The following is a 19,310-nucleotide window of genomic DNA, read 5'->3' on the forward strand; positions in this document are numbered from 1 at the left end:
CGAACCGGGCCTGGCGCGTTGCCTGCATGCGCCTGGCGTGCGGTTTGCCGTCGTGGAAAAGGGTGGCAGAACGGGCTGCCACTGTCCGCCGTAGCGGTACGGACCGGCCTATGCGCTTCGGCTTGCCGCCGTGGATGCCAAACCTGTCGTGCCAAAGCTGCGAGGGGGGTGGTCACGTTCCGCGGCGGGTGTGTCGTGTGCGCCGATCGTTTGCCTTTGCTCCGGCCCGGGCCGGGATGGCGCTGCGACTAAACCGGTAACGCCCGCGGGGACAGGATACTCACCACCTTGCTCAAGACGGATATGGGCCGCCGTATCCGAACGCCTTGCCCGTGTCCCCAAGGCATCAATCCGGTTCGAACTACGGCGGCCCGCCCCTGCGGGGCTCGACGCGGTGTCCGCTGCCTTCGGCTGCCCGGTGCAGAATGGCAATCTGGCCTTCGAAGGCTCGCCAGGCCCGCTCCTCCCGTCGAGACTCAAAGGTTAGCGAAAAAGGGTGAGGTCCCGAATTGACGGGCGTCAACGGGCGCTATTGTTTCCCGGGCTTGCCATTGACGGCGGTCAATTACAGCGGGCGGCCCGTGTGGACAATCGTCGGATCGTCCGAGACAGGGGATCTGCCATGCGGAACGGGCGACTGTGGATACTCGCCATGAATGCCACCCGTGCGCGCATCCTGCGCGGGGTCGACGCGTCCGGCCATGGGGCAGGGCAGGCGGAACTGGTGATGCGGACGCGCCATCGCCATCTGCGGCTGATGATGGACCGCCATCTTGCGCTTGCCGGGCCTGCGCCGTCACCGTCCAGCCGACCGCCGGGCACAGTGGATGCGCTGGCCGAGGACGAGCGCGATTTCGTCCGCCAGGTGGTGCAGGTGCTTGAGACGCACCGGCTGGCCGGGGATTTCGAGCATCTGGCAGTCTTTGCCACGCCACCGCTTCTCGGGCGGCTTCACACCGAGATGCCCGCGCGGCTGGCGGCGATCCTGATCGCAGAACGGCCCCGGTGCCTTGTCCACCTGCCCGAGGCCGAACTGTTGCAGGCCGTATGCCACGACCTCGGCGCGTCGGAACCCTGACGGGCGCGCCTTTGTCCTGGTAGCCACTGTGGGGTGTTGCGCAGCATGAAGGGACAGTCCCCGGCGCGGCTCAGGCCAAAGGCCGAGCGCACGCTCGGTGGCATGACGATCCCCTCCGGATCTGGCCCACCCCCGAAAGCCGTCACGGCAGCGTCAATCCGGCCGTCGATCCCTCCATGCTGGCAGATTCGACCCTAGCGGTTAGTCCTCCCGCCCGGCATTGATGACCGTCATCGCACCCGGCTGGCCCGGCATGATGAGGTCCATGCCCTCGGACCCGGAACCGGGCAGGGCGGCGCGTTCGGCCAGCCTGTCGATGTCGAGGAAAAGGATATGCGCGGGGTCGAGAAGGCGGATGATCCCGTCCCGCTCGAGCGCCTTGAACACCCGGCAGATCGTCTCGACCGAGGTCGCCAGAAGGTCTGCCATGTCGCGCCGGGCGATGACCAGCGAGATCAACCCGGTACCGTCGGGCAGTGCCCGGTAGGGCAGGTAGGCACGGGCGCTCAGCAGGAACGCGGCGATCCTTTCCTCGGGCCGGAGCGCGCCGATCGTCCAGGTCAGCCAGCGCAACCGTTCCAGCTTGCTAGAGTTGTGGCAATAGAGCGCCCGGCGCAGCGTGCCGTCCTCGGCCACGAGCCGGTCGAAGGCCCGGCGGTCGAACCGGCAGAGTGTGGCCTCGGTCGCGCTTTCCAACGTGTAGCCCGCCCGCCCCTCGCCCTCCTGACCGAAGAGATCGCCCGGAACCGCGAGGTTCAGGATCTGGCGCCGCCCGTCGCGGCTGTGGCGCTGGAGACGAAGGCAACCCGACAGCACGATGCCGACCAAGGCTGCCGGTGCATCATCGTGCCAGAGTACCCGGTCTGGCGGCACGATCTCGACATGGGCGGTTTCGGCCAGCAGACGACAGGCAACGGGTCCGATCTGGGCACAGAAACCCGTGTCCTCGAACCGCCTGCTGCCGTCCGGTGATCCGTCCGCCGTCATTCGGTCGTGCAGCATGGCCGCTCCTCCTCTTGCGGTCGCGCTACCACCCGGTCTGCCTCGGCCGTTCGCGTATCGGCAACGCAAACCCCAACCGACCGCGCGAGTCGCACGCAAGATTCAGCATGGCCGATTGTCGCTACGTGAACATTGACGGTAGTCAATGCGCTGGGGATAGGTTCGGATACCGACGGTCGGAAAACGGGCTTCGCCCTTCCTTTCGAGACGGGAGGCGAAGAAGAGGAGGGGCATGGCAAACCGCGTTTCAAGAGGATGTCTTTCCGACTCGCAGCGGGACGATGTCCGCGGGCTGCTGGGTGAAATCCTTCATACCCTGCCGGCCGAGCATTTGCGCGCGCTGGTGGCAATCGCCCGGCTGCGCGATATCCCCCGCGGGACCGAGGTCCTGGCCGAGGCCACCTCGGCGCAGGAGATCGGCTATCTGCTGGACGGCGCGCTGGGGATGCAGAAATGCCTGCCGGACGGTCGGACGCATATCATCGGGCTACTGGTGCCGACCGACATGTATGGCCGTCTGTTCGACGGGCCCACGGCCTATGCCATTGTTGCCCTGACCGATGCGCGGGTGCTGACCTTTTCGCGTGGCCCGTTCGAGGACATCCTGAGGACCACCCCCGAAATCGAGCGGATGTTCCTTGTCAACGTGCTGGACGAACTTGATTCGGCGCGGGAATGGGTGCTGCTGATGGGCGGTCACAAGATCGTCGAGCGGCTGGCCTCGTTCCTGCTGATCCTGTTGCGGCGCAAGCTGCGCTCGGTCCGGCACCGCGACCCCGGTGTGCCGATGTCGGTGACGATCCCGATCCGCCGGACTGATCTTGCGCATTACCTCGGGACCACGCCGGAATCGATCAGCCGCGCCCTGCACGAATTGAACGGCGAGGGCGTGGTGCGGCTGAAGGATGCCTACGAGATCGAGATCGCCGATCTGCCGGGGCTGGTGCGGGTGTCGGGCGCGGATTTCCTGACGGGCGGGGCGGGTTGAGGGCCGCGGCCTCAGGCGCGCAGTACGTGGATGCAGCGTGTTGCGCCCAGCAGCGCCGCCAGGTTATGTGCCTCGACGTGCGAGAACAGCACGCTGCCCGGGCCAAGCCCGGTCCATGGCGCCCCCGCAACGGTCGGTGCGGCAAGCTGGCGTAGCGGGCGGCGGATGCGCGCTGCTGCGGCGGCGGCCAGTGGCGCAAGGTCCGGATCGGCACCGGCCGCGAGGACGATCTCGCGCAGCGGCGATCGCAGCAGCCCGGCGGGCAGCACCAGAAGATCGCCCGGCGCGGCGAGCCCGGTCAAGGCCCCGGCCAGCCGCCCCCGGGCGCGGCGGAACCCCCAGGTAAGCGCCGTGCGGGTGGCGGCCTCGGCCAGCATCCGTTCGAACCGCGCCGCGTCGCGGGCATAGGCCGCCCCCATCCGGGCCGGGTCGAGCCCCGCCACCGGGCGCCCGGCCGGATCGACGATCCTCGCCGCGCCCGCGACGGCCAGCGCGACGCTGTCGGCATCCTCGACCAGCACGCCTTGGAGCATGGCGCCCGCCTCGGCCGCCAGCCCCTCGGCCAGCGCAAGCATCGCCTCGGCCTCGGCAAAGCAGGTGGCGGTAAGGATCACCCGTCTGGTGCTGTCCGCCGGGGTCAATTGCGATCCTCGGACGTATCGGGTTTCTGGCCGAACCGGCGCCGGGCCTCGGCAAAGGCGGTCAGCCGCGCCTCGACCCGGCCATTCACGCTGTCGGCCGGAAAGGCGCCGTCCGCCCCGCGCGCGCCCGCCGGGCGGCCGGTCAGCAGCGCGATGCCCTCGTCGATGCTGGCGATCGGGATCACCCGGAACCGGCCCCCGTCCATCGCCGCGCGCACCCGCGGGCGCAGCACCAGGTGCTTGACGTTCGCCACCGGGATCAGCACGCCCTGCCGCCCGGTCAGGCCGCGCGCCGCGCAGGTGTCGAAGAAGCCCTCGACCTTCTCGTTCACGCCGCCGATGGCCTGGACGTCGCCGAACTGGTTCACCGATCCGGTGACCGCGAAGGATTGGTCGATGGGCAGGTCGGCCAGCGCCGAGAGCAGGGCGACCAATTCGGCCGCCGACGCGCTGTCGCCCTCGACCCCGCCATAGCTCTGCTCGAAGACCACACTCGCCCACAGCGACATCGGCAGGTCCGGGGCGTAGTGCCCGGCCAGGTAGCCCGACAGGATCATCACCCCCTTGGAATGGATCGGCCCGCCGAGTTCCGCCTCGCGCTCGATGTCGACGAGCTTGCCCGCCCCCATCCGCACCCGCGCGCTGACCCGGGTGGGGCGGCCGAAGCGGGTCTTGCCGATTTCCAGGACCGACAGCGCGTTGATCTGGCCCACGCGGGCACCTTCGGTGTCGATCAGCAGCGTGGCCCGCGCGATGGCCTCCTGGCCGAGTTCCCGAAGCCGCCCTGCGCGCCGGTCGGCCGCGGCGACGGCGGTTTCGATATCGTCGCTGCGGATCGCCTCGGCCCCCGCCTTGCCCGCCCAGTGGTCGGCCTCGCGCAGGATGTCGCCAAGCGCGGCGAGGTTCAGGGTAAAGCGTTCCGCATCTTCCGACAGCCGCAGGCTTTCGGTCAGCATCCGCGCCACCCCGTCGGCGGCGACCGGCCGCATGCCGTCCGTCCGCGCCATGGTGCCGATCAGCCGCGCGAAAAGCTGCGCGCTTTCGCCGGTGCGGGGCATCCGGTCGTCGAAATCGGCCTCGAGCTTGAACAGCCGCCCGAAATCGGGGTCGAGCGCGGCAAGCAGGTAGTAAAGCCGCCGCTCGCCCACCAGCACCACCCGCAGGCGCAGCGGCATCGGATCGGGGTCGAGCGTTTCGGTCGAGATCAGGCTGAACCGTTCACCCGCCGAATAGATCGTGACCTCGCCGCTTTTCAGGCTGCGCTTGAGGGCGTCCCAGGCCAATGGCTCGGTCAGGATCTGCATCGCGTCGAGGATCAGGAACCCGCCATTGGCGCGGTGCAGCGCGCCCGGCCGGATCATCGTGAAATTGGTGACCAGCGCCCCCTGGTCAGAGCTGTATTCGATCCGCCCGATCAGGTTGGCGAGCGTCGGCAAACCTTCCTCGACGATCGGCGCGCCCGACGCGGTGGCGGGGTCGTGGCTGACCATCACGTTGACTGCGTAACGCTGGAATTGCGGCTTGAGGTAGTGGCGCGACGTTGCGACGGGGAAGGCGCCGGCCTGCGGGCCGTCCTCGCGGATCAGGAAGAGTTCCGCGTTGTCGATCATGTCCGCGCGCATCGCCTGCAGGTGGCCGGTGACGGCCGCATGCTCCGCAAACCGCTCCAGCGCCTCGGCAAGCGCGGCATCCACGCCTTCGCGCGCCATCGAGATGTTCAGTTCCTCGACTTCGCGGCGTTGCGCCTTCATGCCCTTTGGCAGGTCCTTCAGGATATCCTCGAGACGGGCGCGCACCTCGTCGATCGCCGCATCCAGCCGGGCACGGTCCGCGGGGGGCAGCTTTTCGTACTCGTCGGGCGGCAGGATTTCCTCGCCCTTCCGCGGCGCAACCCCAAAGCCCATGGGGGTGCGCACGATGGCCAGGCCGCGCTCGCGCGCCATGTCGGCCAGCGCGCCCATCGCCGTTTCGTGGCGCTCGGAATAGGTGTCCTCGATGGCCCGGCGGCGGGTCTGGTAATCCTCGGATTCAAAGATCGCGGGGATGTCGTTGGCAAGGTCGTTGACCACCTTGCGGACCGTATCGCGCAACTCGACCGCGCGGCCGGGCGGCAGTTCCATGGCCACCGGGCGGCGCGGGTCGTCAAAGCGGTTGACGTAGACACGGTCGGCGGGCAGGGGGCGGGCGGCGGCGGCCTGCTCCAGAACCTTGCGGGTGGCGCTGTGGCGCCCGGTGCCGGGGGTGCCGAGGACGTAGAGGTTGAAATCGTCGTGCGAGGTTTCGGCCGCAAGCCGCAGCGCCCCCAGCGCCCTGTCCTGCCCGGGCCAGTCCTCAAGCGGATCAAGCTCGGCGGTGGTCGCAAAGCCGAGGTCGAAGTCCTCCTGTCCCGCAAGGTCCGCGGGTGCAAGGGGCTGGCCTGTCGCGATCCTGTCCATGGGCCTCAATCGCATCCGCCGATGCGACCAGCGAACACGGTTTCGGGCCGCCGCGCAAGTCCGCCCGGCGCGCCCCCCGCGTCAGACGTCGTGCAGCACCACGCGGGCGCCGAGGGGAACCTGCTCGTAGAGGTGGACCACGTGCGAATTGGCCATTCGCACGCAGCCGTTCGAGGCACGCCGGCCGATGCTGGCCAGATCCTGGGTGCCGTGGATGCGCAGCATGCTGTCGCCGCCCGCGTTGGTGAACAGGTAGATCGCCCGCGCCCCCAACGGGTTGTTCGGGCCGCCCGGCATGCCGTCCTCGTATTGCTTGTAAAGATGCGGCTGGCGCTCGATCATGTCGTCGGTCGGCCGCCAAGAGGGCCATTCCTTCTTGGCGCCCACGGTGAACACGCCGGGTTCGTACAGCCCGTCCCGGCCGATCGAAACCCGGTAGCGGATTGCGCGGCCCTTCTTGTTGGGCAGCGTCCAGTAAAGCGCGAATTCGCGCGGCACCACATGGATTTCGGCGGGCTCGACATTCTTGATACGCACCATCCGCGGGGCAAGCGGGTCCGCCTCTTCTGGATCGGGCGTGGCGGTCCGGGACAGCGCGGGGGCGGCGAACAGGCCGGTTCCGAGGGTGGAGAGCAGGAAAGTTCTGCGTTTCATTTTCGAAATGCCATTTTGGACAACGTCTTATCCAAGGTTATCCGCAGGATCGCCCCGTGCAAGGGCCAAGGCGGCCCGGTCACGAAGATTCGAAGCTCAACGATCCTCGTTGCGGTCGTGGGGACCGCGTCCGCGCAACCACCGGACGAGGGCCGACAGGTCGAACCAGATCAGCGCAAGGCCAAGCGGGATCATCCAGAAGCCCAGGATCGGCAGGAAACCGGCGAACCCGCCCAGCACGAGGCCGAGCCCCGCAAGGCTGCGCCCGCCCGGCGGCAGGGCGGTGCGCGCCCGGCGGGCGAGATGCGCGACCCGGGCGCGAAGGCCCCTCCTGTCCCGGCCGCCGGTCATCGGGGCATGCGCTCAGCCTGCGGCCCGGGCAAGGTCGGGGAACAGCGCGGCCAGCCCCCCGGCGCTGGCCGGGGCGACGCCGCGCTCGGTGATCAGCCCGGTGACGAGCCGCGCGGGTGTCACGTCGAAGGCGGGGTTGCGCGCGGGCGTGCCCTGGGGCGAGATCAGCACCTGGCCGATGACGCCGTCGGGCATCCGCCCCTGGACATGGGTCACCTCGGCCTGGGCGCGCTCCTCGATCGGGATCTCCTTCACCCCGTCCCACACCGTCCAGTCGATGGTGGGAGAGGGCAGGGCGACATAGAACGGCACGCCGTTGTCATGGGCGGCCAGCGCCTTGAGATAGGTGCCGATCTTGTTGCACACGTCGCCCTGCGCGGTGGTGCGGTCGGTGCCGACGATGCACAGGTCCACCTCGCCATGCTGCATCAGGTGGCCGCCCGCGTTGTCCACGATCAGGTCGTGGCTGACGCCGTGGTTCAGCATCTCCCACGCGGTGAGCTGCGCGCCCTGGTTGCGTGGCCGGGTCTCGTCGACGAAGACATGGATGTCGATCCCTTCCTCGACCGCATGATAGATCGGCGAGGTCGCGGTGCCCCAGTCGACGGTGGCCAGCCACCCCGCGTTGCAATGGGTCAGCACGTTCACGCGCCCGCCGCCCTTGCGCGCGGCGATCTCGCGGATCAGCGCGAGGCCGTTCACCCCGATCCGGCGGTTGATCTCGACATCCTCGTCGCAGATGTCGGCCGCGCGGCGGAAGGCTGCCTCGGCGCGGGCCTCGGGGGGCAGCGATTTCAGCAGGCGGATCATCTCGTCGAGCGCCCAGCGCAGGTTGATCGCCGTGGGCCGCGTTTCATGCAGCACCTCGTAGGTTTCCGACAACGACGCGTCCGAGGCATCCTCGGCCATCTGCACCGCCACACCATAGGCCGCGGTCGCCCCGATCAGGGGGGCGCCGCGCACCCACATGTCGCGGATCGCGTCGGCGAAGTCCTTTCTGGTGGAGAGACTTACGATTCGAAGTTCATGCGGCAGCCAGCGCTGGTCGATGATCTTCACGGTGCCGTCGGCCTCGCGCCAGATGGAGCGGTAGTGAGTTCCGTCGATCTTCATGGGCGTGGGGTTCCTTGTCTGTGCGTTTGCCGGCTTCTGACCCATCGCGGGGGCGGGGAAAAGGTGGTTCCTCGTCTCATGCGGACTCTGCAAGATAGGCAGCGCAGCCCGTCAGTGCCGCGAAATCATCGGTGATGGTGGCGATCGCAAACGCTTCCATCAGGCCCGAGAACCGGCCCTTGGCGCGAAACGCCCGGTCAAGGCCCAGCCGACCCAGATGCGGGGTCACCGCGCGGGCAACGCCCCCGATCAGGTAGATGCCGCCATAGGGAAGATGGTGCAGCGCAAGGTCGCCCGCAACCCGGCCGAGCATGGCGGTATAGCACCGCAGCGCCTCTTCGGCGGCCGGGTCGTCCGGCGCGGCGGCGATGATCGCATGTCCGTCCATCCGCCGCGGCGTGCCCGCCCGCATGGTCACCCAGGCGAACAGCGCCTCGACGCCGCGGCCGGCCAGGATGTCCTCGACCGCGGCGAACCCGTCGTCGCCGGCGGCGAAGCGGGCCAGCGCAAGGCCGTCCTCGTCGGCCACGGGCAGGGTGACATGGCCCGCCTCGTTCGCGGTGACCAGCGTGCCCGTGGGCGTGCGGTGAACGACGGTCACGTTGACCCCGGTGCCAAGCCCGATCACCAGCCGCGTCTCGCCCGCCGCACGCGGGCCGTCGAGTACCGGGACCAGGGCGTCCGGCGCAAGGTGATCGAGTGCGTGACCCTGCGCCTGCAGGTCGTTCAGAAGCTTCACGCTCTTCGCACCGGTGGCGCGGGCGATCCCGGCCTCGTCGATGGTCCAGTCGAGGTTGGTCAGCCGCCCCCGTCCGGCCCGGACCGGCCCCGCCAGCGCCGCGCAGGCACCGTCGATCCGGGGGCTGCCCGCCTCGGCAAGGTAGCGGGCGAGCACCTCGGAAAGGTCCGCGAATTCGGCATTGGGATAGCGCCTGACGCTGCCCGCGACGAGGCGCGGGCCACCGGCCAGCGCGACGCGGGTATTGGTACCGCCGATATCGGCCACAAGTGCGGTCATGGGCGCGATCACTGGACAGGTCCTTTCAGCATCCGGGCCAGCGCGTGGTAGGATGCCTTGGGGGTGCGCTGCAAGCTTTCGAAATCGACATGGACAAGGCCGAAGCGTTTCGAATAGCCGTACGCCCATTCGAACCCGTCGAGAAGCGACCGGACCACATAGCCCCTCAGCGGCACACCTGCCGCAATGGCGTCTTTCGCGGCCTCGAGATGGGCCGCCAGATAGGCGATGCGGTCTTCGTCGCGCACCTGGCCTTTCACCACCCGGTCGGGTGCGGCCATGCCGTTCGCGGTAATGTAGAGTGGCAACGCGCCGGTGAAGGTGTCGGACATCCAGTGCAGCAGCGCGCCCAGTTCGTCGGGTGCGATTTCCCAGCCCGTGTCGGTCTTCGCCAGGGGGCCCGCGACCGCCCGTTTGCCCGGCCAGGGTCCGGGGGCGGGCGCGACGCGGCGGATCGTGTGATAGTTGACCCCCAGCCAGTCCAGGGGCGCGGCGATGGTGGTCATGTCCTGTTCCCAGCCCGCGGGCAGGTGCGCCGCCAGCCCTTCGAGCGCGCGGTCGGGATAGCTGCCCCGTGTCATGGCCTGAAGGAAGAACCAGCTGAAGGTCGCCCCGTGCCGCAGGGTCGCTTCGCGTGCGGCATCGCTGTTTTCTGCGGGAAACCCCGGTTCGAAGTTCAGCACGACACCCGCCTTCGTCGCGCCCGCGGCCCCGAGCGCGGCCATGCCCAAGCCATGGGCGAGGCCAACATGGTGCATCGCGCGCGCCGTGGCGCGGATGTCGCGCAGGCCCGGTGCGTGCTGGCCCTCGAAATGCGACAGCCACGAGACGCTCCAGGGCTCGTTGATCGTGGCCCAGGACCAGACCCGGTCGCCAAGGCGGTGCGCCATCAGTTCAGCGAAACCGGCAAAGCGTTCGGCCGTGTCGCGGTTCGCCCAGCCGCCCCGGTCGGCCAGCGCCGAGGGCAGGTCCCAGTGATAGAGCGTCAGCATGGGTTTCAGTCCACGGGTCAGCAGTCCGTCGACCAGCCTGTCGTAGAAATCGAGTCCCTCGGGGTTCACGGTTGCCCCGTCCGGCATGACCCGCGCCCAGGAGGTGGAAAACCGGTACAGGTCGAACCCCGCTGCCGCCACGAGGTCCAGATCCTCGGCGTGACGGTGAAGGTGGTCACAGGCCATCCGCCCGTCCGCACCGCCCGCCACGTTTCCCGGCGTCGCGGCAAAGCTGTCCCAGTGGCAGGGCCCTGCGCCGCCTGCGCCGTGCCCCTCGACCTGGTAGGCCGAGCTGGCGGCGCCGAAAAGAAATCCCTTCGGAAAGTCGTCGCGTGTCAGATCCATGGTCGAAGCGTCGTGCCGTGGGCGCCGTGCGTCAAGCTCAGGATTGTACGGCCGGGGCGCCGCTAGCGCTTTGGTTGATCGCTCCGGAGGCGCGGGCCACCATTGCAGAGCCGAAGGGGACGGCGACATTGGCCACAAGGTGGCTGTCGGCATCCGCCCCGAGGACATGAGCGCGACCGGGACGGCCGGGTTCGCCCGTCAGGGCCCGGTCGAGGTCGCCGGGGCGCTGGGTGAGGCGGCCCAGCGTTGCTGCGGGGGCGCAGCTTGCGGATGACCGCCGATCCGACAAGGGGGCATCTTTTCCCATGGGCCGTTCGCTTCGGTGGCGTTAGGCTGGGCGCTGCGGATCGAAGGAGAGCGGAGATGATCGGAAGACGCGGCAGGAGCCTTGCCGTTCTGGCGATGGCGGCGGCGCTGGGGGCCTGTGTCGAGGCACGGGGGCCCACGGGGCCGGTGCCTGCGGCGATCGCGCCGGTGCCTGCGAGAAGCATCCATGCCGGTGCGGTGGGGTCGGTGGTGGTGCCGGGCGGCGGTGGGGCGATTCCGCCCTGGGCGGGCGAGCTGTCGGATGGCGGTTTCCGCGCGGCGCTGGAGACCTCGCTGCGGCAGGCGGGCATCCTTGTGCCGGGCGGCGGGCAGACACTGGAGGCCGTGGTGATGGATGTGGCCGAGGCGCCGAGCGAGCCCTCGACGACAAAGGTCGTGCTGAACGTGCAGTACCGGCTGCGCGACGGGGCGGGCCGGTCGGTGCGCGATCTCAGGGTGAGTTCGGGCTATACGGCGACGCTGGCCCAGGCGGTGCAGGGGATCGACCGGCTGCGCGTGGCCCGCGAGGGGGCGATCCGCCAGAATATCGCCGTCCTGCTGCGCGAGCTTGGCAGCACCAGCGCGGGCTCCCTCTGAGACCGGTCGGCCGGGCGCAGGCGATTGCCCCGATACGGGGGGCAGCCGGATCGCCGGGCCGGGCCGCTGTCTGGCCGGACGGCGCCCGTGCGGACCGGCTGGAGTGGATCGGGAACGCCGTCCGGCTGGGCAGTTCCGTCCGGTTCTGCCGCATGGACAGGCAATGGAGCGCCGGGCGCGGCCGCGCAGGTGCTGGGCGGTTGACCCCGGGGCTGGTCGCGGACGATCAGGGACCGGACAGCCGCGGGGCTGGATCCCGTGGCCTTGGAGTGGAGCCTTGCGATGCCGATCTATGCCTATCGCTGTGGCGCCTGCGGGGCGGAGTGCGAGCAGTTCGTGCGCGGCGACGACGCGCCGCCGGTCTGCCCGGACTGCGGCAGCGCCGACCTGCAGCGACTGTTGTCCCGACTGGCCCGTCCGGGCAAGACCGGCAAGATGATCGAGGGCGCGCGTCGGCAGGCCGCGAAGGAGGGCCATTTCAGCAACTACGCCAAGTCCGAGCGCCCCAAGACGCGCTGAGGCACCCGCCTCGGGCAAAGCCCGGCCGCCAGAGGACGAGCGCGGGGAAGGCGATGCGAACCGCGATGGCGACGGCATCGGCGAGAAAGAAGGGCTTGACTCCCCCGAACTCGTCCTGCGCCGATATACCGTCATGCAGGCCCGCAACCACAAGGCAGCTCAGCCCGACCGGCGGCGTGATACGGCAGACATCGGCCATCTCGCCCACGGGGATGCCGAACCAGATCGCGCATGTCGGCTCCGCCGTGCCAACGGTGGTGTCCTCGTCCGAGACAAGCGCCCCTGTCCAGCGCCATCAGGGCGGGGCAGACCACCGGCCGCGTCCGCAGCGGCGATCCCGATCGCGTCCATGAACAGGCCCGGCACCGCACAGGCCAGCAGGATCGGCACCGCGTCGGCATCGGTGACCGGTCGACACAAGCCTCGACAGGTTCACCCGGCGGGAACACTTCAACCAGTCAGATTGCGCTCAGGCTTTACCCGCGGCTTCCCATCTCGGCCGGGTTGCGCCACTCTGCCCGCAGGCACGCGAGGCGGGCGGTGAACGAACAGGGCCATATCGGGACGAACCTCGCGATCTGGGGCGTGGTGACGGCAAGCGCGGTGGCGTCGCTGCTGGCCTTCGGTCCGCATTGGGCGGTCTGGGCGGCGTCACTTGCGGCCTTTGCGCTCTGGCTCTTCGCGATCCTCGGTCTGTCGGACGGGCCGAGCCGGGCGTTTCTCGCAGGCACGCTGAAAAAGTCGAGCTACACCCAGATCTACACCACGCTGACCCGGCGCAACGTGATGTGGGTCTGGCGGCGGCTTTGTGACGAGGCCAGCGACCGCGACGGCTGGCCCACGCTGTTCCGCGCCGCGCTGACCTGGCGGCTTTATGACAAGGCTTTGCTGATCGCGGTGGCCTATCCGGTGCTGTTGCTGGTGGGCCAATGGATCGTGACCGGGGCCGAGGGACGCGTGGGCAGCTTCGTGGTGCTGCCCGCGGCCCCGTTCTGGCCGGACCGTGCGGCCACGCTTGTCGTTTTCGGCATCTTGATCCTTGGCTTCGTCGCCCGGACACTGGCGGCAGCCAGTCGGCATCGTGTCGTGCGACAGGCTGCCGACTGGCTGCTGATTCTCGCATTCGCAGCCGCATTCGCATTCGCAGTCGCATTCGCAGCCGCATTCGCAGTCGCAGTCGCAGTCGCAGGCGCAGTCGGATTCGCAGTCGCAGTCGCAGCCTTAGCCGCCGTCGAGTGGCTCGACTTGCGCGGCAAGCCGATATTGGCGCGATGGTTGGTGACGGGAGCGGTCGTGCTGTCGGTGGTCTTGCTGGCGCGTGTTCTTGATTGGTCCGCCGTCCCCGAGGACCGCCGCAGCCTGTTCCTGTTCCTCGCCGTCTTCCCCCTGATCAACGCCCTGTTCGATGTCCTGTCCTACGCCGTCACCCTGTCGCTCCTGCGCCGGGGGCTGCGGTCGGGCCTGCCTTTCCTCTGGGGCCTTCTCGACCTTGCGATCGCCTGCGTCCTGTTCCTTGCCCTCGGCGTCACGCTGGTCGCCGCGATCGACGGGCTGAACCGTCTGGCCGGTGTGCCGCTGCTCGATCTCGGCGCGCTGTTCGCAGGGATCAGGGAAACGCCCGGTGCCCATGTCTGGCTCTACCTGATGCTGTTCTCGACCATCGTTCCCACGGCACTGCATTTCCTGGTCAGCCTGCTGGGCCTGCAGGGCGTCTGGCCACGCGCGCTTCGCCGTCCCGTCGCCGTCCTGATCGACCGCGCACCGGACAGCCCGCTTGAGGCTGTCCGCGCGGCCCTGGCACTCGGGCTGATCTGGGCGATCCCGCTGATCCTGCTGGGCGCGGCGCTTTGGGGTCTGTGGGCCCTGGGCGGCGGGATGGTCAGCACCGCCCTCGCGCGGTACTTCGATGTGCTGCTGTGGATCGCCGCCGAGCCGCTGGCCGCCTTCTGACCGCAAGGGCCCCTCACGCGCGGCTGATTGGACGTTGGCGGCCGGGGCGGATAAGGTAGCGTCAGCATCCACCCGACGAGGTTCCCATGTCCCGTTCCGCGACCATCGCCCTTGCCGCCGCGCTTGCGATCGGGGCTGCCCCGGCCGCGCTGGCCCAGTCCCAGCTTGCCCGGGACGTGTTGCCGGAGCTTCGGCGCGCGGGTGTTTCGGCAAGCTGCATCGGCACGCTCTCGCAGCATGATTTCGCGGTTCTCAAGTCCGTCATGGACCATCCCGAGCGGTCGCCCGGCAACAAGCTCCAGCAGATGAAATTCCTCGCCGAGCGCAGTTGCGGCGAGACCCGGTCCTTCCTGTTTGACATGTTCCGCTGACGCCGCCCTGCCGCTTGCCGGATCTCGCGCACCATGGCACACCGGTGCCATGACGCGCCCGGTTCCGCCCCTCTTCACGCCCCGTCCGCGCTTTGGCGACCAGGTGCCGCCCGCGATCTTTCCACCCGTGCTCGGGGCGCTGGCACTTGGCCTTGCCTGGCGGCGCGCGGCAGAAACACTTGCGGTTCCGGGCGCGGTCGCAGACCTGATCCTGGGCGCGATGACACTGCTTTTCCTGTTTTGTGCAATGGCCTATGCGGTGAAATTCGCACGCAGGCCGGGTGTCCTGCCCGAGGATTTGCGGGTGCTGCCGGGCCGCGCCGGGCTGTCGGCGATGGTGCTGTCGGTCTATCTGGTGGCGGCGGCGCTGGTGCCGATCGCACCCCGTGCGGCGCTGGTGCTGCTGGGTGCGGGCTTTGCGCTGCACGGGGGTCTCGTTCTCCTGGTGCTGCGCGCGCTGATCGCAGGGCCGCCCGGGCAACGCCGGGTGACGCCGGTCTGGCACCTGCAATTCGTGGGCTTCATCGTTGGCGCGGTGCCGGCGCAGGCGTTGGGCCTTGCCGGGTTTGCGACCGCGATCCTCTACGCGACCGGCGTGGCGGCGCTGGCGATCTGGGGGGCGAGCCTCGTGCAATTCGTGCGCGAGGACGTGCCCGCGCCGCTGCGCCCGCTGCTGGCGATTCATCTCGCGCCCGCGAACCTGTTGGGCACCGTGGCGATCCTGACGGACAAGACCGGGCTCGCATGGGTCTGCGCCGGGCTGGCCGTGCTGCTGGCCGCCCTCCTGCTTGTTCGGGGGCCCTGGCTTCTCCGGGCGGGGTTCTCTCCGTTCTGGGGCGCGCTCACCTTCCCGCTTGCGACGTTGGCGAGCTTCCTTCTGGCGATGGCGGCGGCGGGGCAGGGCGCGGGGTTCCGCATTGCCGGTGGCCTTGTGCTTGTCGCCGCGACGCTTGCGATTGCACCGATCCTGTTCAAGGTGATGCAGGCTTGGGCAAAGGGCGGTCTGGGGGCCAGGACCAACGCGGCCCGGGCGTGACCGCGCGCGGGGTCCCGTGCCAGCCTGCGCCGATGCAGGGTCCGCACCATCCCCATTCGGCCCTGGCGTCGCAGCTTGGTGGCGGGCGCCGCCGTCGCCATGGGCCGGGCGAGACCATCGCGCGGCCCGATGCCGGGGTAGACCGGCTGTTCCTGCTGGAATCCGGGCTGGCCCGGATCAGCCTGACCGGCGCCGCGCGTGAGTTGACGCTGGGCTATCTGCGCCCGGGCAGCCTGTACGTCACCCATACCCGCGCCTGGGTCGAGGCGCTGGACCCCTGCACGATCGTGTCATGGCCGGTCGGTGACATGCTGGCGCTGGTCACCCGCCAACCCGAACTGGGGCTTGCGGCGTTCCGCGAGGTGGGGCTGCTGTTGCGCGGGGCGCTGGACGTGATCGAGGATCTGGCGTTCCGCCCGGTGGAGTCGCGCCTTGCCCGGTTCCTGCTGGCCGAGCGGCAGATCCAGGGCAGCGACCGGCTGCGCCTGATCGACAGCACCGAGTCGCTGGCGAGCGTGCTGGGCACCACGCGCCAGACGCTGTCGACGCTGCTGACGCGGCTGGCGCGCAGCGGCGTGATCGAGCGTCCCGACCGGCGCCACCTGGTGCTTCTGGATATCGCCCGGCTGGAGGCGTTGGCCGAACTGTCGCCTGGCTGACAGATCGGATCCCCCCGGCTGTCCTAGATACGCCCCGATCGCCAAGAAACTGCCCGAAAGGACCGCCTGCCGATGACCGACCAGACCCCCGATCGCTATGTCAGTTTCTGCGGACTCGACTGCACCGCCAATGCCGACCGGTTGATGGAGATGCTGGCCGCGCGGATGGCCGGGAACGAGTCGCGCTGGGTGGGCTATTTCGAGAAGAAGCTGGCCGAAAAGGCGCGCATGGGCACCGACAACCTGTTCTTTGCGGGGGCGCAGGTGAACGCGCTGCGGGCCTTCTTCGAAGAGGTGGGCGACGAGGCAGCGCTGGCGCTGCTGTGGGATCTGGAACAGAACTGCTGCTGAGGGCATCCGGCCGTCACCGCCGGTCCGCCGCATTTGCCCTTCCCTTTTCCGGGACCCCGTGAAATAGGGAAGCGCCAAACGAAGACTCCCCAGGAGACCCCCATGGAGATTCGCGAGGCGCTCACCTTCGACGACGTCCTGCTCATTCCCGGCGCCAGCTCGGTCCTGCCGAGCCAGGCCGACACCGCGACCTTTGTCACCCGCGCGATCCGGCTGAACATTCCGCTTCTGTCCTCGGCCATGGACACGGTGACAGAGCACCGCATGGCGATCGCCATGGCGCAGGCGGGCGGGATCGGGGTGATCCACCGCAACCTGACCGTCGAGGAGCAGGCGCGCGAGGTGCGCCGGGTGAAGCGGTACGAGAGCGGGGTGGTCTACAACCCGATCACGCTGACCCCCGACCAGACGCTGGCCGACGCGAAGTCATTGATCGAACGTTACAACTTTACGGGCTTCCCGGTGATCGACGGCAAGGGCCACGTGGTGGGCATCGTGACGAACCGCGACATGCGCTTCGCGCCCAGCGACGCGACGCCGGTGTATGCGATGATGACGTCCGATAACCTTGCCGTACTGCGCGAGCCCGTGGACCGCGCCGAGGCGCTGAACCTGATGAAGGCGCGGCGGATCGAGAAGCTGCTGATCACCGACGAGGCGGGCAAGCTGACGGGCCTGTTGACGCTGAAGGACACCGAGAAATCGGTGCTGAACCCGCAGGCGGTGAAGGATGAACTGGGCCGGTTGCGGGTCGCCGCTGCGACGACGGTGGGGGATGCGGGGTTCGAACGCTCCGAGGCCCTGATCGACGCCGGTGTCGACCTGATCGTGATCGACACCGCGCACGGCCACTCCGAGGGGGTCGCGAAGGCGGTCGAGCGGATCAAGAAGGCGACCAACGCGGTGCAGGTCATGGCCGGCAACGTCGCCACCGCCGAGGCGACGCGGGCGCTGATCGGCGCGGGGGCGGACGCGGTCAAGGTGGGGATCGGGCCGGGGTCGATCTGCACCACGCGGATGGTGGCAGGCGTCGGCGTGCCGCAACTGACCGCGATCATGGATTGCGCAAAGGCCGCCGGCGACGTGCCCGTGATCGCCGATGGCGGCATCAAGTATTCCGGTGATTTCGCCAAGGCGATCGCGGCGGGCGCATCGTGCGCGATGGTGGGTTCGATGATCGCGGGCACCGACGAAAGCCCCGGCGAGGTGATCCTTTACCAGGGCCGGTCGTTCAAGTCCTACCGCGGCATGGGTTCGCTCGGCGCGATGGCGCGCGGCTCGGCCGACCGCTACTTCCAGAAGGACGCGGCCTCGGACAAGCTGGTGCCCGAGGGGATCGAGGGGCAGGTGCCCTACAAGGGATCGGCGGGTGCGGTGATCCACCAGTTGGTCGGGGGTTTGCGCGCGGCAATGGGGTACACCGGCTGCGCCACGGTTGCCGAGATGTGTCAGAACTGCCGATTCGTGCGGATCACCGGGGCGGGGCTGAAGGAAAGCCATGTCCATGACGTTCAGATCACCCGCGAGAGCCCGAACTACCGGATCATGTGACATGCCTGGGACTCCTGTTCCACCAAGGGGTTCCGCCGCGATGTTCGGGCATGGCGGCGCGGTCCTGCGGTGACGCCGTCCGCCCGCCACGCCGCTGCGATCTGCATCCTCGACGACTGGCTTGCCGGTGCGCCGGTCGAAAGGCTTTTGACCACCTGGGGCCGGCAGAACCGCTATGCCGGTGCGAAAGACCGCGCAGCGATCCGCGACCTGGTGTTCGAGGTGCTGCGCTGTCGGCAGTCCTTTGCCGCGCTGGGCGGCGCTGACACCGGGCGGGGGCTTGTTCTGGGTCTGCTGCGCAGCGCGGGCGCCGATCCCGATACGGTATTCACCGGCGAACGCCACGCGCCCGCGCCGCTGACCGAGCGGGAACGCGCTGCACCGCCGCCGTTGACCGATCTGCCCGAAGAGATCGCCTGCGACTGTCCCGCGGACCTGGCGCCGGTCCTGCGCGAGAGTCTGGGGGCCGATTTCCGCCCGGTGATGGAGGCGCTGCGCCGCCGCGCGGCAGTATTCCTGCGCGCGAACCTGCGGCGCACCACCCGCGATGCCGCCGCCGCCGCGCTGGCCGAAGAGGGGGTCGAAACGCGGCCGCATCCGCTGTCACCGGCCGCGCTGGAGGTCACGGCGAATGCCCGCCGGGTGCAGCAGAGCCGCGCCTATGCCGAGGGCCTTGTCGAGTTGCAGGATGCCGCCTCGCAGGCGGTGGCCGACCTGATGCCGCTGGCCCCGGGCGACCGCGTGCTGGACTATTGCGCGGGCGGGGGCGGCAAGACGCTGGCGCTGGCCGGCCGGGTTGCGGCGCGGTTCCACGCCCACGATGCTGCGCCGGAGCGGATGCGCGACCTGCCCGTCCGGGCGGGGCGCGCGGGTGTCGAAGTGACACTGCTCGGGGCGGGCGGCCTGGCGGCGGCAGAGCCCTTCGACCTCGTGCTCTGCGACGTGCCCTGCACCGGAAGCGGCGCCTGGCGTCGCAGCCCCGAAGCCAAGTGGCGCACCGGCCCTGCCGATCTGGCGCGGTTGACCGAAGTTCAGGCGCAGATCCTCGACCGCGCGGCGCCGCTGGTCGGGCCCGGCGGTGCGCTTGGCTATGCCACCTGCTCGCTGATCGGGGCCGAGAACGCCGCGCAGGTCGCGGCCTTTCTGGCCCGCCATCCGGGCTGGACGGTCGCCGCCGAACGGCGCCTGACGCCGCTGGATGGCGGGGACGGGTTCTATGCGGCGGTCTTGCGCCGCGGCCAGGCAGCGGTTCGTGCGGGGGGCGCCCCGTTAACACATGGTTAACCGCCCTTGGCCCACACTGGAGCGCCGATCCGAATCCAGCCGGAGCAAGCCCCCTTGCCGCGTCCCGCC

At 69.4% G+C, this 19,310-nt stretch carries 19 protein-coding genes; 11 read left to right on the forward strand and 8 right to left on the reverse strand.

Translation table 11 applies throughout. The features are described from left to right. The first annotated feature begins 622 nt into the window (after positions 1-622). Positions 623-1,078 carry a host attachment protein gene (locus tag EV655_RS06210; protein WP_132542937.1) on the forward strand — a complete coding sequence of 152 codons (456 nt, stop codon included), beginning with the start codon at positions 623-625 and terminating at the stop codon, positions 1,076-1,078. 201 nt (positions 1,079-1,279) lie between these two features. Here EV655_RS06210 and EV655_RS06215 read toward each other — a convergent pair whose 3' ends face one another. Next, positions 1,280-2,080, reverse strand: a complete 801-nt coding sequence (locus EV655_RS06215; protein WP_132542939.1) for a Crp/Fnr family transcriptional regulator — start codon at positions 2,078-2,080, stop codon at positions 1,280-1,282. Between the two features lie 232 nt (positions 2,081-2,312). Here EV655_RS06215 and EV655_RS06220 point away from each other — a divergent pair, with 232 nt between their 5' ends. After that, a complete protein-coding gene (locus tag EV655_RS06220) occupies positions 2,313-3,068 on the forward strand; it encodes a Crp/Fnr family transcriptional regulator (protein WP_132542941.1) in 756 nt (251 codons plus the stop codon). Between the two features lie 11 nt (positions 3,069-3,079). On the opposite strand, the gene EV655_RS06225 is transcribed toward EV655_RS06220, so the two are convergent. From EV655_RS06225 to EV655_RS06255, 7 genes are all read right to left on the reverse strand, one after another. Beyond that, positions 3,080-3,709, reverse strand: a complete 630-nt coding sequence (locus EV655_RS06225) for a hypothetical protein (protein WP_132542943.1) — start codon at positions 3,707-3,709, stop codon at positions 3,080-3,082. Then, the gene (locus tag EV655_RS06230; RefSeq protein ID WP_243645005.1) at positions 3,706-6,144 is read right to left on the reverse strand and encodes a Lon protease family protein; all 2,439 of its coding nucleotides are present in this window, start codon (positions 6,142-6,144) and stop codon (positions 3,706-3,708) included. The genes EV655_RS06225 and EV655_RS06230 overlap by 4 nt, the downstream gene beginning before the upstream one ends. An 81-nt stretch (positions 6,145-6,225) precedes the next feature. Further along, positions 6,226-6,798, reverse strand: a complete 573-nt coding sequence (locus EV655_RS06235) for a L,D-transpeptidase (protein WP_132542947.1) — start codon at positions 6,796-6,798, stop codon at positions 6,226-6,228. Between the two features lie 96 nt (positions 6,799-6,894). Beyond that, entirely contained in the window at positions 6,895-7,149 is a 255-nt protein-coding gene (locus EV655_RS06240) for a hypothetical protein (RefSeq protein ID WP_132542948.1), read from the reverse strand. 12 nt (positions 7,150-7,161) lie between these two features. Continuing rightward, on the reverse strand, positions 7,162-8,262 hold the full coding sequence (gene mtnA / locus EV655_RS06245; protein WP_132542950.1) for an S-methyl-5-thioribose-1-phosphate isomerase: 1,101 nt from the start codon (positions 8,260-8,262) through the stop codon (positions 7,162-7,164). A gap of 76 nt (positions 8,263-8,338) precedes the next feature. After that, a complete protein-coding gene (locus EV655_RS06250) occupies positions 8,339-9,280 on the reverse strand; it encodes a glucokinase (protein WP_132542952.1) in 942 nt (313 codons plus the stop codon). Between the two features lie 8 nt (positions 9,281-9,288). Beyond that, a complete protein-coding gene (locus EV655_RS06255) occupies positions 9,289-10,617 on the reverse strand; it encodes a GH1 family beta-glucosidase (protein WP_132542954.1) in 1,329 nt (442 codons plus the stop codon). A 363-nt stretch (positions 10,618-10,980) separates the two neighbouring features. On the opposite strand from EV655_RS06255, the gene EV655_RS06260 reads away from it, so the two are divergent. The 9 genes from EV655_RS06260 to EV655_RS06300 all read left to right on the forward strand — a co-directional run bounded on the left by EV655_RS06260 (position 10,981) and on the right by EV655_RS06300 (position 19,241). Then, on the forward strand, positions 10,981-11,520 hold the full coding sequence (locus EV655_RS06260; RefSeq protein ID WP_132542956.1) for a hypothetical protein: 540 nt from the start codon (positions 10,981-10,983) through the stop codon (positions 11,518-11,520). Between the two features lie 282 nt (positions 11,521-11,802). Continuing rightward, the gene (locus tag EV655_RS06265; protein WP_132542958.1) at positions 11,803-12,039 is read left to right on the forward strand and encodes an FmdB family zinc ribbon protein; all 237 of its coding nucleotides are present in this window, start codon (positions 11,803-11,805) and stop codon (positions 12,037-12,039) included. A 540-nt stretch (positions 12,040-12,579) separates the two neighbouring features. Continuing rightward, positions 12,580-13,989, forward strand: a complete 1,410-nt coding sequence (locus EV655_RS06270) for a hypothetical protein (protein ID WP_132542960.1) — start codon at positions 12,580-12,582, stop codon at positions 13,987-13,989. 86 nt (positions 13,990-14,075) lie between these two features. Next, a complete protein-coding gene (locus tag EV655_RS06275) occupies positions 14,076-14,360 on the forward strand; it encodes a hypothetical protein (protein WP_132542962.1) in 285 nt (94 codons plus the stop codon). A 49-nt stretch (positions 14,361-14,409) separates the two neighbouring features. After that, the gene (locus tag EV655_RS06280) at positions 14,410-15,396 is read left to right on the forward strand and encodes a TDT family transporter (RefSeq protein WP_132542964.1); all 987 of its coding nucleotides are present in this window, start codon (positions 14,410-14,412) and stop codon (positions 15,394-15,396) included. A 32-nt stretch (positions 15,397-15,428) separates the two neighbouring features. Then, on the forward strand, positions 15,429-16,055 hold the full coding sequence (locus tag EV655_RS06285; protein ID WP_132542966.1) for a Crp/Fnr family transcriptional regulator: 627 nt from the start codon (positions 15,429-15,431) through the stop codon (positions 16,053-16,055). A 72-nt stretch (positions 16,056-16,127) separates the two neighbouring features. Next, positions 16,128-16,406 (forward strand): N(2)-fixation sustaining protein CowN, encoded by a 279-nt coding sequence (gene cowN, locus EV655_RS06290; RefSeq protein WP_132542968.1) that lies wholly within the window; start codon positions 16,128-16,130, stop codon positions 16,404-16,406. 102 nt (positions 16,407-16,508) lie between these two features. Beyond that, on the forward strand, positions 16,509-17,957 hold the full coding sequence (guaB, locus tag EV655_RS06295) for an IMP dehydrogenase (protein ID WP_132542970.1): 1,449 nt from the start codon (positions 16,509-16,511) through the stop codon (positions 17,955-17,957). A gap of 69 nt (positions 17,958-18,026) precedes the next feature. Then, on the forward strand, positions 18,027-19,241 hold the full coding sequence (locus tag EV655_RS06300; protein WP_132542972.1) for an RsmB/NOP family class I SAM-dependent RNA methyltransferase: 1,215 nt from the start codon (positions 18,027-18,029) through the stop codon (positions 19,239-19,241). The last annotated feature ends 69 nt before the right edge of the window (positions 19,242-19,310 follow it).

Source organism: Rhodovulum euryhalinum (assembly GCF_004342445.1).
Taxonomy (GTDB): domain Bacteria; phylum Pseudomonadota; class Alphaproteobacteria; order Rhodobacterales; family Rhodobacteraceae; genus Rhodovulum; species Rhodovulum euryhalinum.

Bases quoted from the DNA above. Each gene is read 5' to 3' on its own strand.
- EV655_RS06265 (WP_132542958.1), top strand. From the start codon at position 11,803: ATGCCGATCTATGCCTATCGCTGTGGCGCCTGCGGGGCGGAGTGCGAG.
- EV655_RS06230 (WP_243645005.1), bottom strand. From the start codon at position 6,144: ATGGACAGGATCGCGACAGGCCAGCCCCTTGCACCCGCGGACCTTGCG.
- EV655_RS06210 (WP_132542937.1), top strand. From the start codon at position 623: ATGCGGAACGGGCGACTGTGGATACTCGCCATGAATGCCACCCGTGCG.
- EV655_RS06250 (WP_132542952.1), bottom strand. From the start codon at position 9,280: ATGACCGCACTTGTGGCCGATATCGGCGGTACCAATACCCGCGTCGCG.
- EV655_RS06255 (WP_132542954.1), bottom strand. From the start codon at position 10,617: ATGGATCTGACACGCGACGACTTTCCGAAGGGATTTCTTTTCGGCGCC.
- EV655_RS06215 (WP_132542939.1), bottom strand. From the start codon at position 2,080: ATGCTGCACGACCGAATGACGGCGGACGGATCACCGGACGGCAGCAGG.
- EV655_RS06220 (WP_132542941.1), top strand. From the start codon at position 2,313: ATGGCAAACCGCGTTTCAAGAGGATGTCTTTCCGACTCGCAGCGGGAC.
- guaB (WP_132542970.1), top strand. From the start codon at position 16,509: ATGGAGATTCGCGAGGCGCTCACCTTCGACGACGTCCTGCTCATTCCC.
- EV655_RS06275 (WP_132542962.1), top strand. From the start codon at position 14,076: ATGTCCCGTTCCGCGACCATCGCCCTTGCCGCCGCGCTTGCGATCGGG.
- mtnA (WP_132542950.1), bottom strand. From the start codon at position 8,262: ATGAAGATCGACGGAACTCACTACCGCTCCATCTGGCGCGAGGCCGAC.
- EV655_RS06260 (WP_132542956.1), top strand. From the start codon at position 10,981: ATGATCGGAAGACGCGGCAGGAGCCTTGCCGTTCTGGCGATGGCGGCG.
- EV655_RS06285 (WP_132542966.1), top strand. From the start codon at position 15,429: ATGCAGGGTCCGCACCATCCCCATTCGGCCCTGGCGTCGCAGCTTGGT.
- cowN (WP_132542968.1), top strand. From the start codon at position 16,128: ATGACCGACCAGACCCCCGATCGCTATGTCAGTTTCTGCGGACTCGAC.
- EV655_RS06235 (WP_132542947.1), bottom strand. From the start codon at position 6,798: ATGAAACGCAGAACTTTCCTGCTCTCCACCCTCGGAACCGGCCTGTTC.
- EV655_RS06280 (WP_132542964.1), top strand. From the start codon at position 14,410: ATGACGCGCCCGGTTCCGCCCCTCTTCACGCCCCGTCCGCGCTTTGGC.
- EV655_RS06240 (WP_132542948.1), bottom strand. From the start codon at position 7,149: ATGACCGGCGGCCGGGACAGGAGGGGCCTTCGCGCCCGGGTCGCGCAT.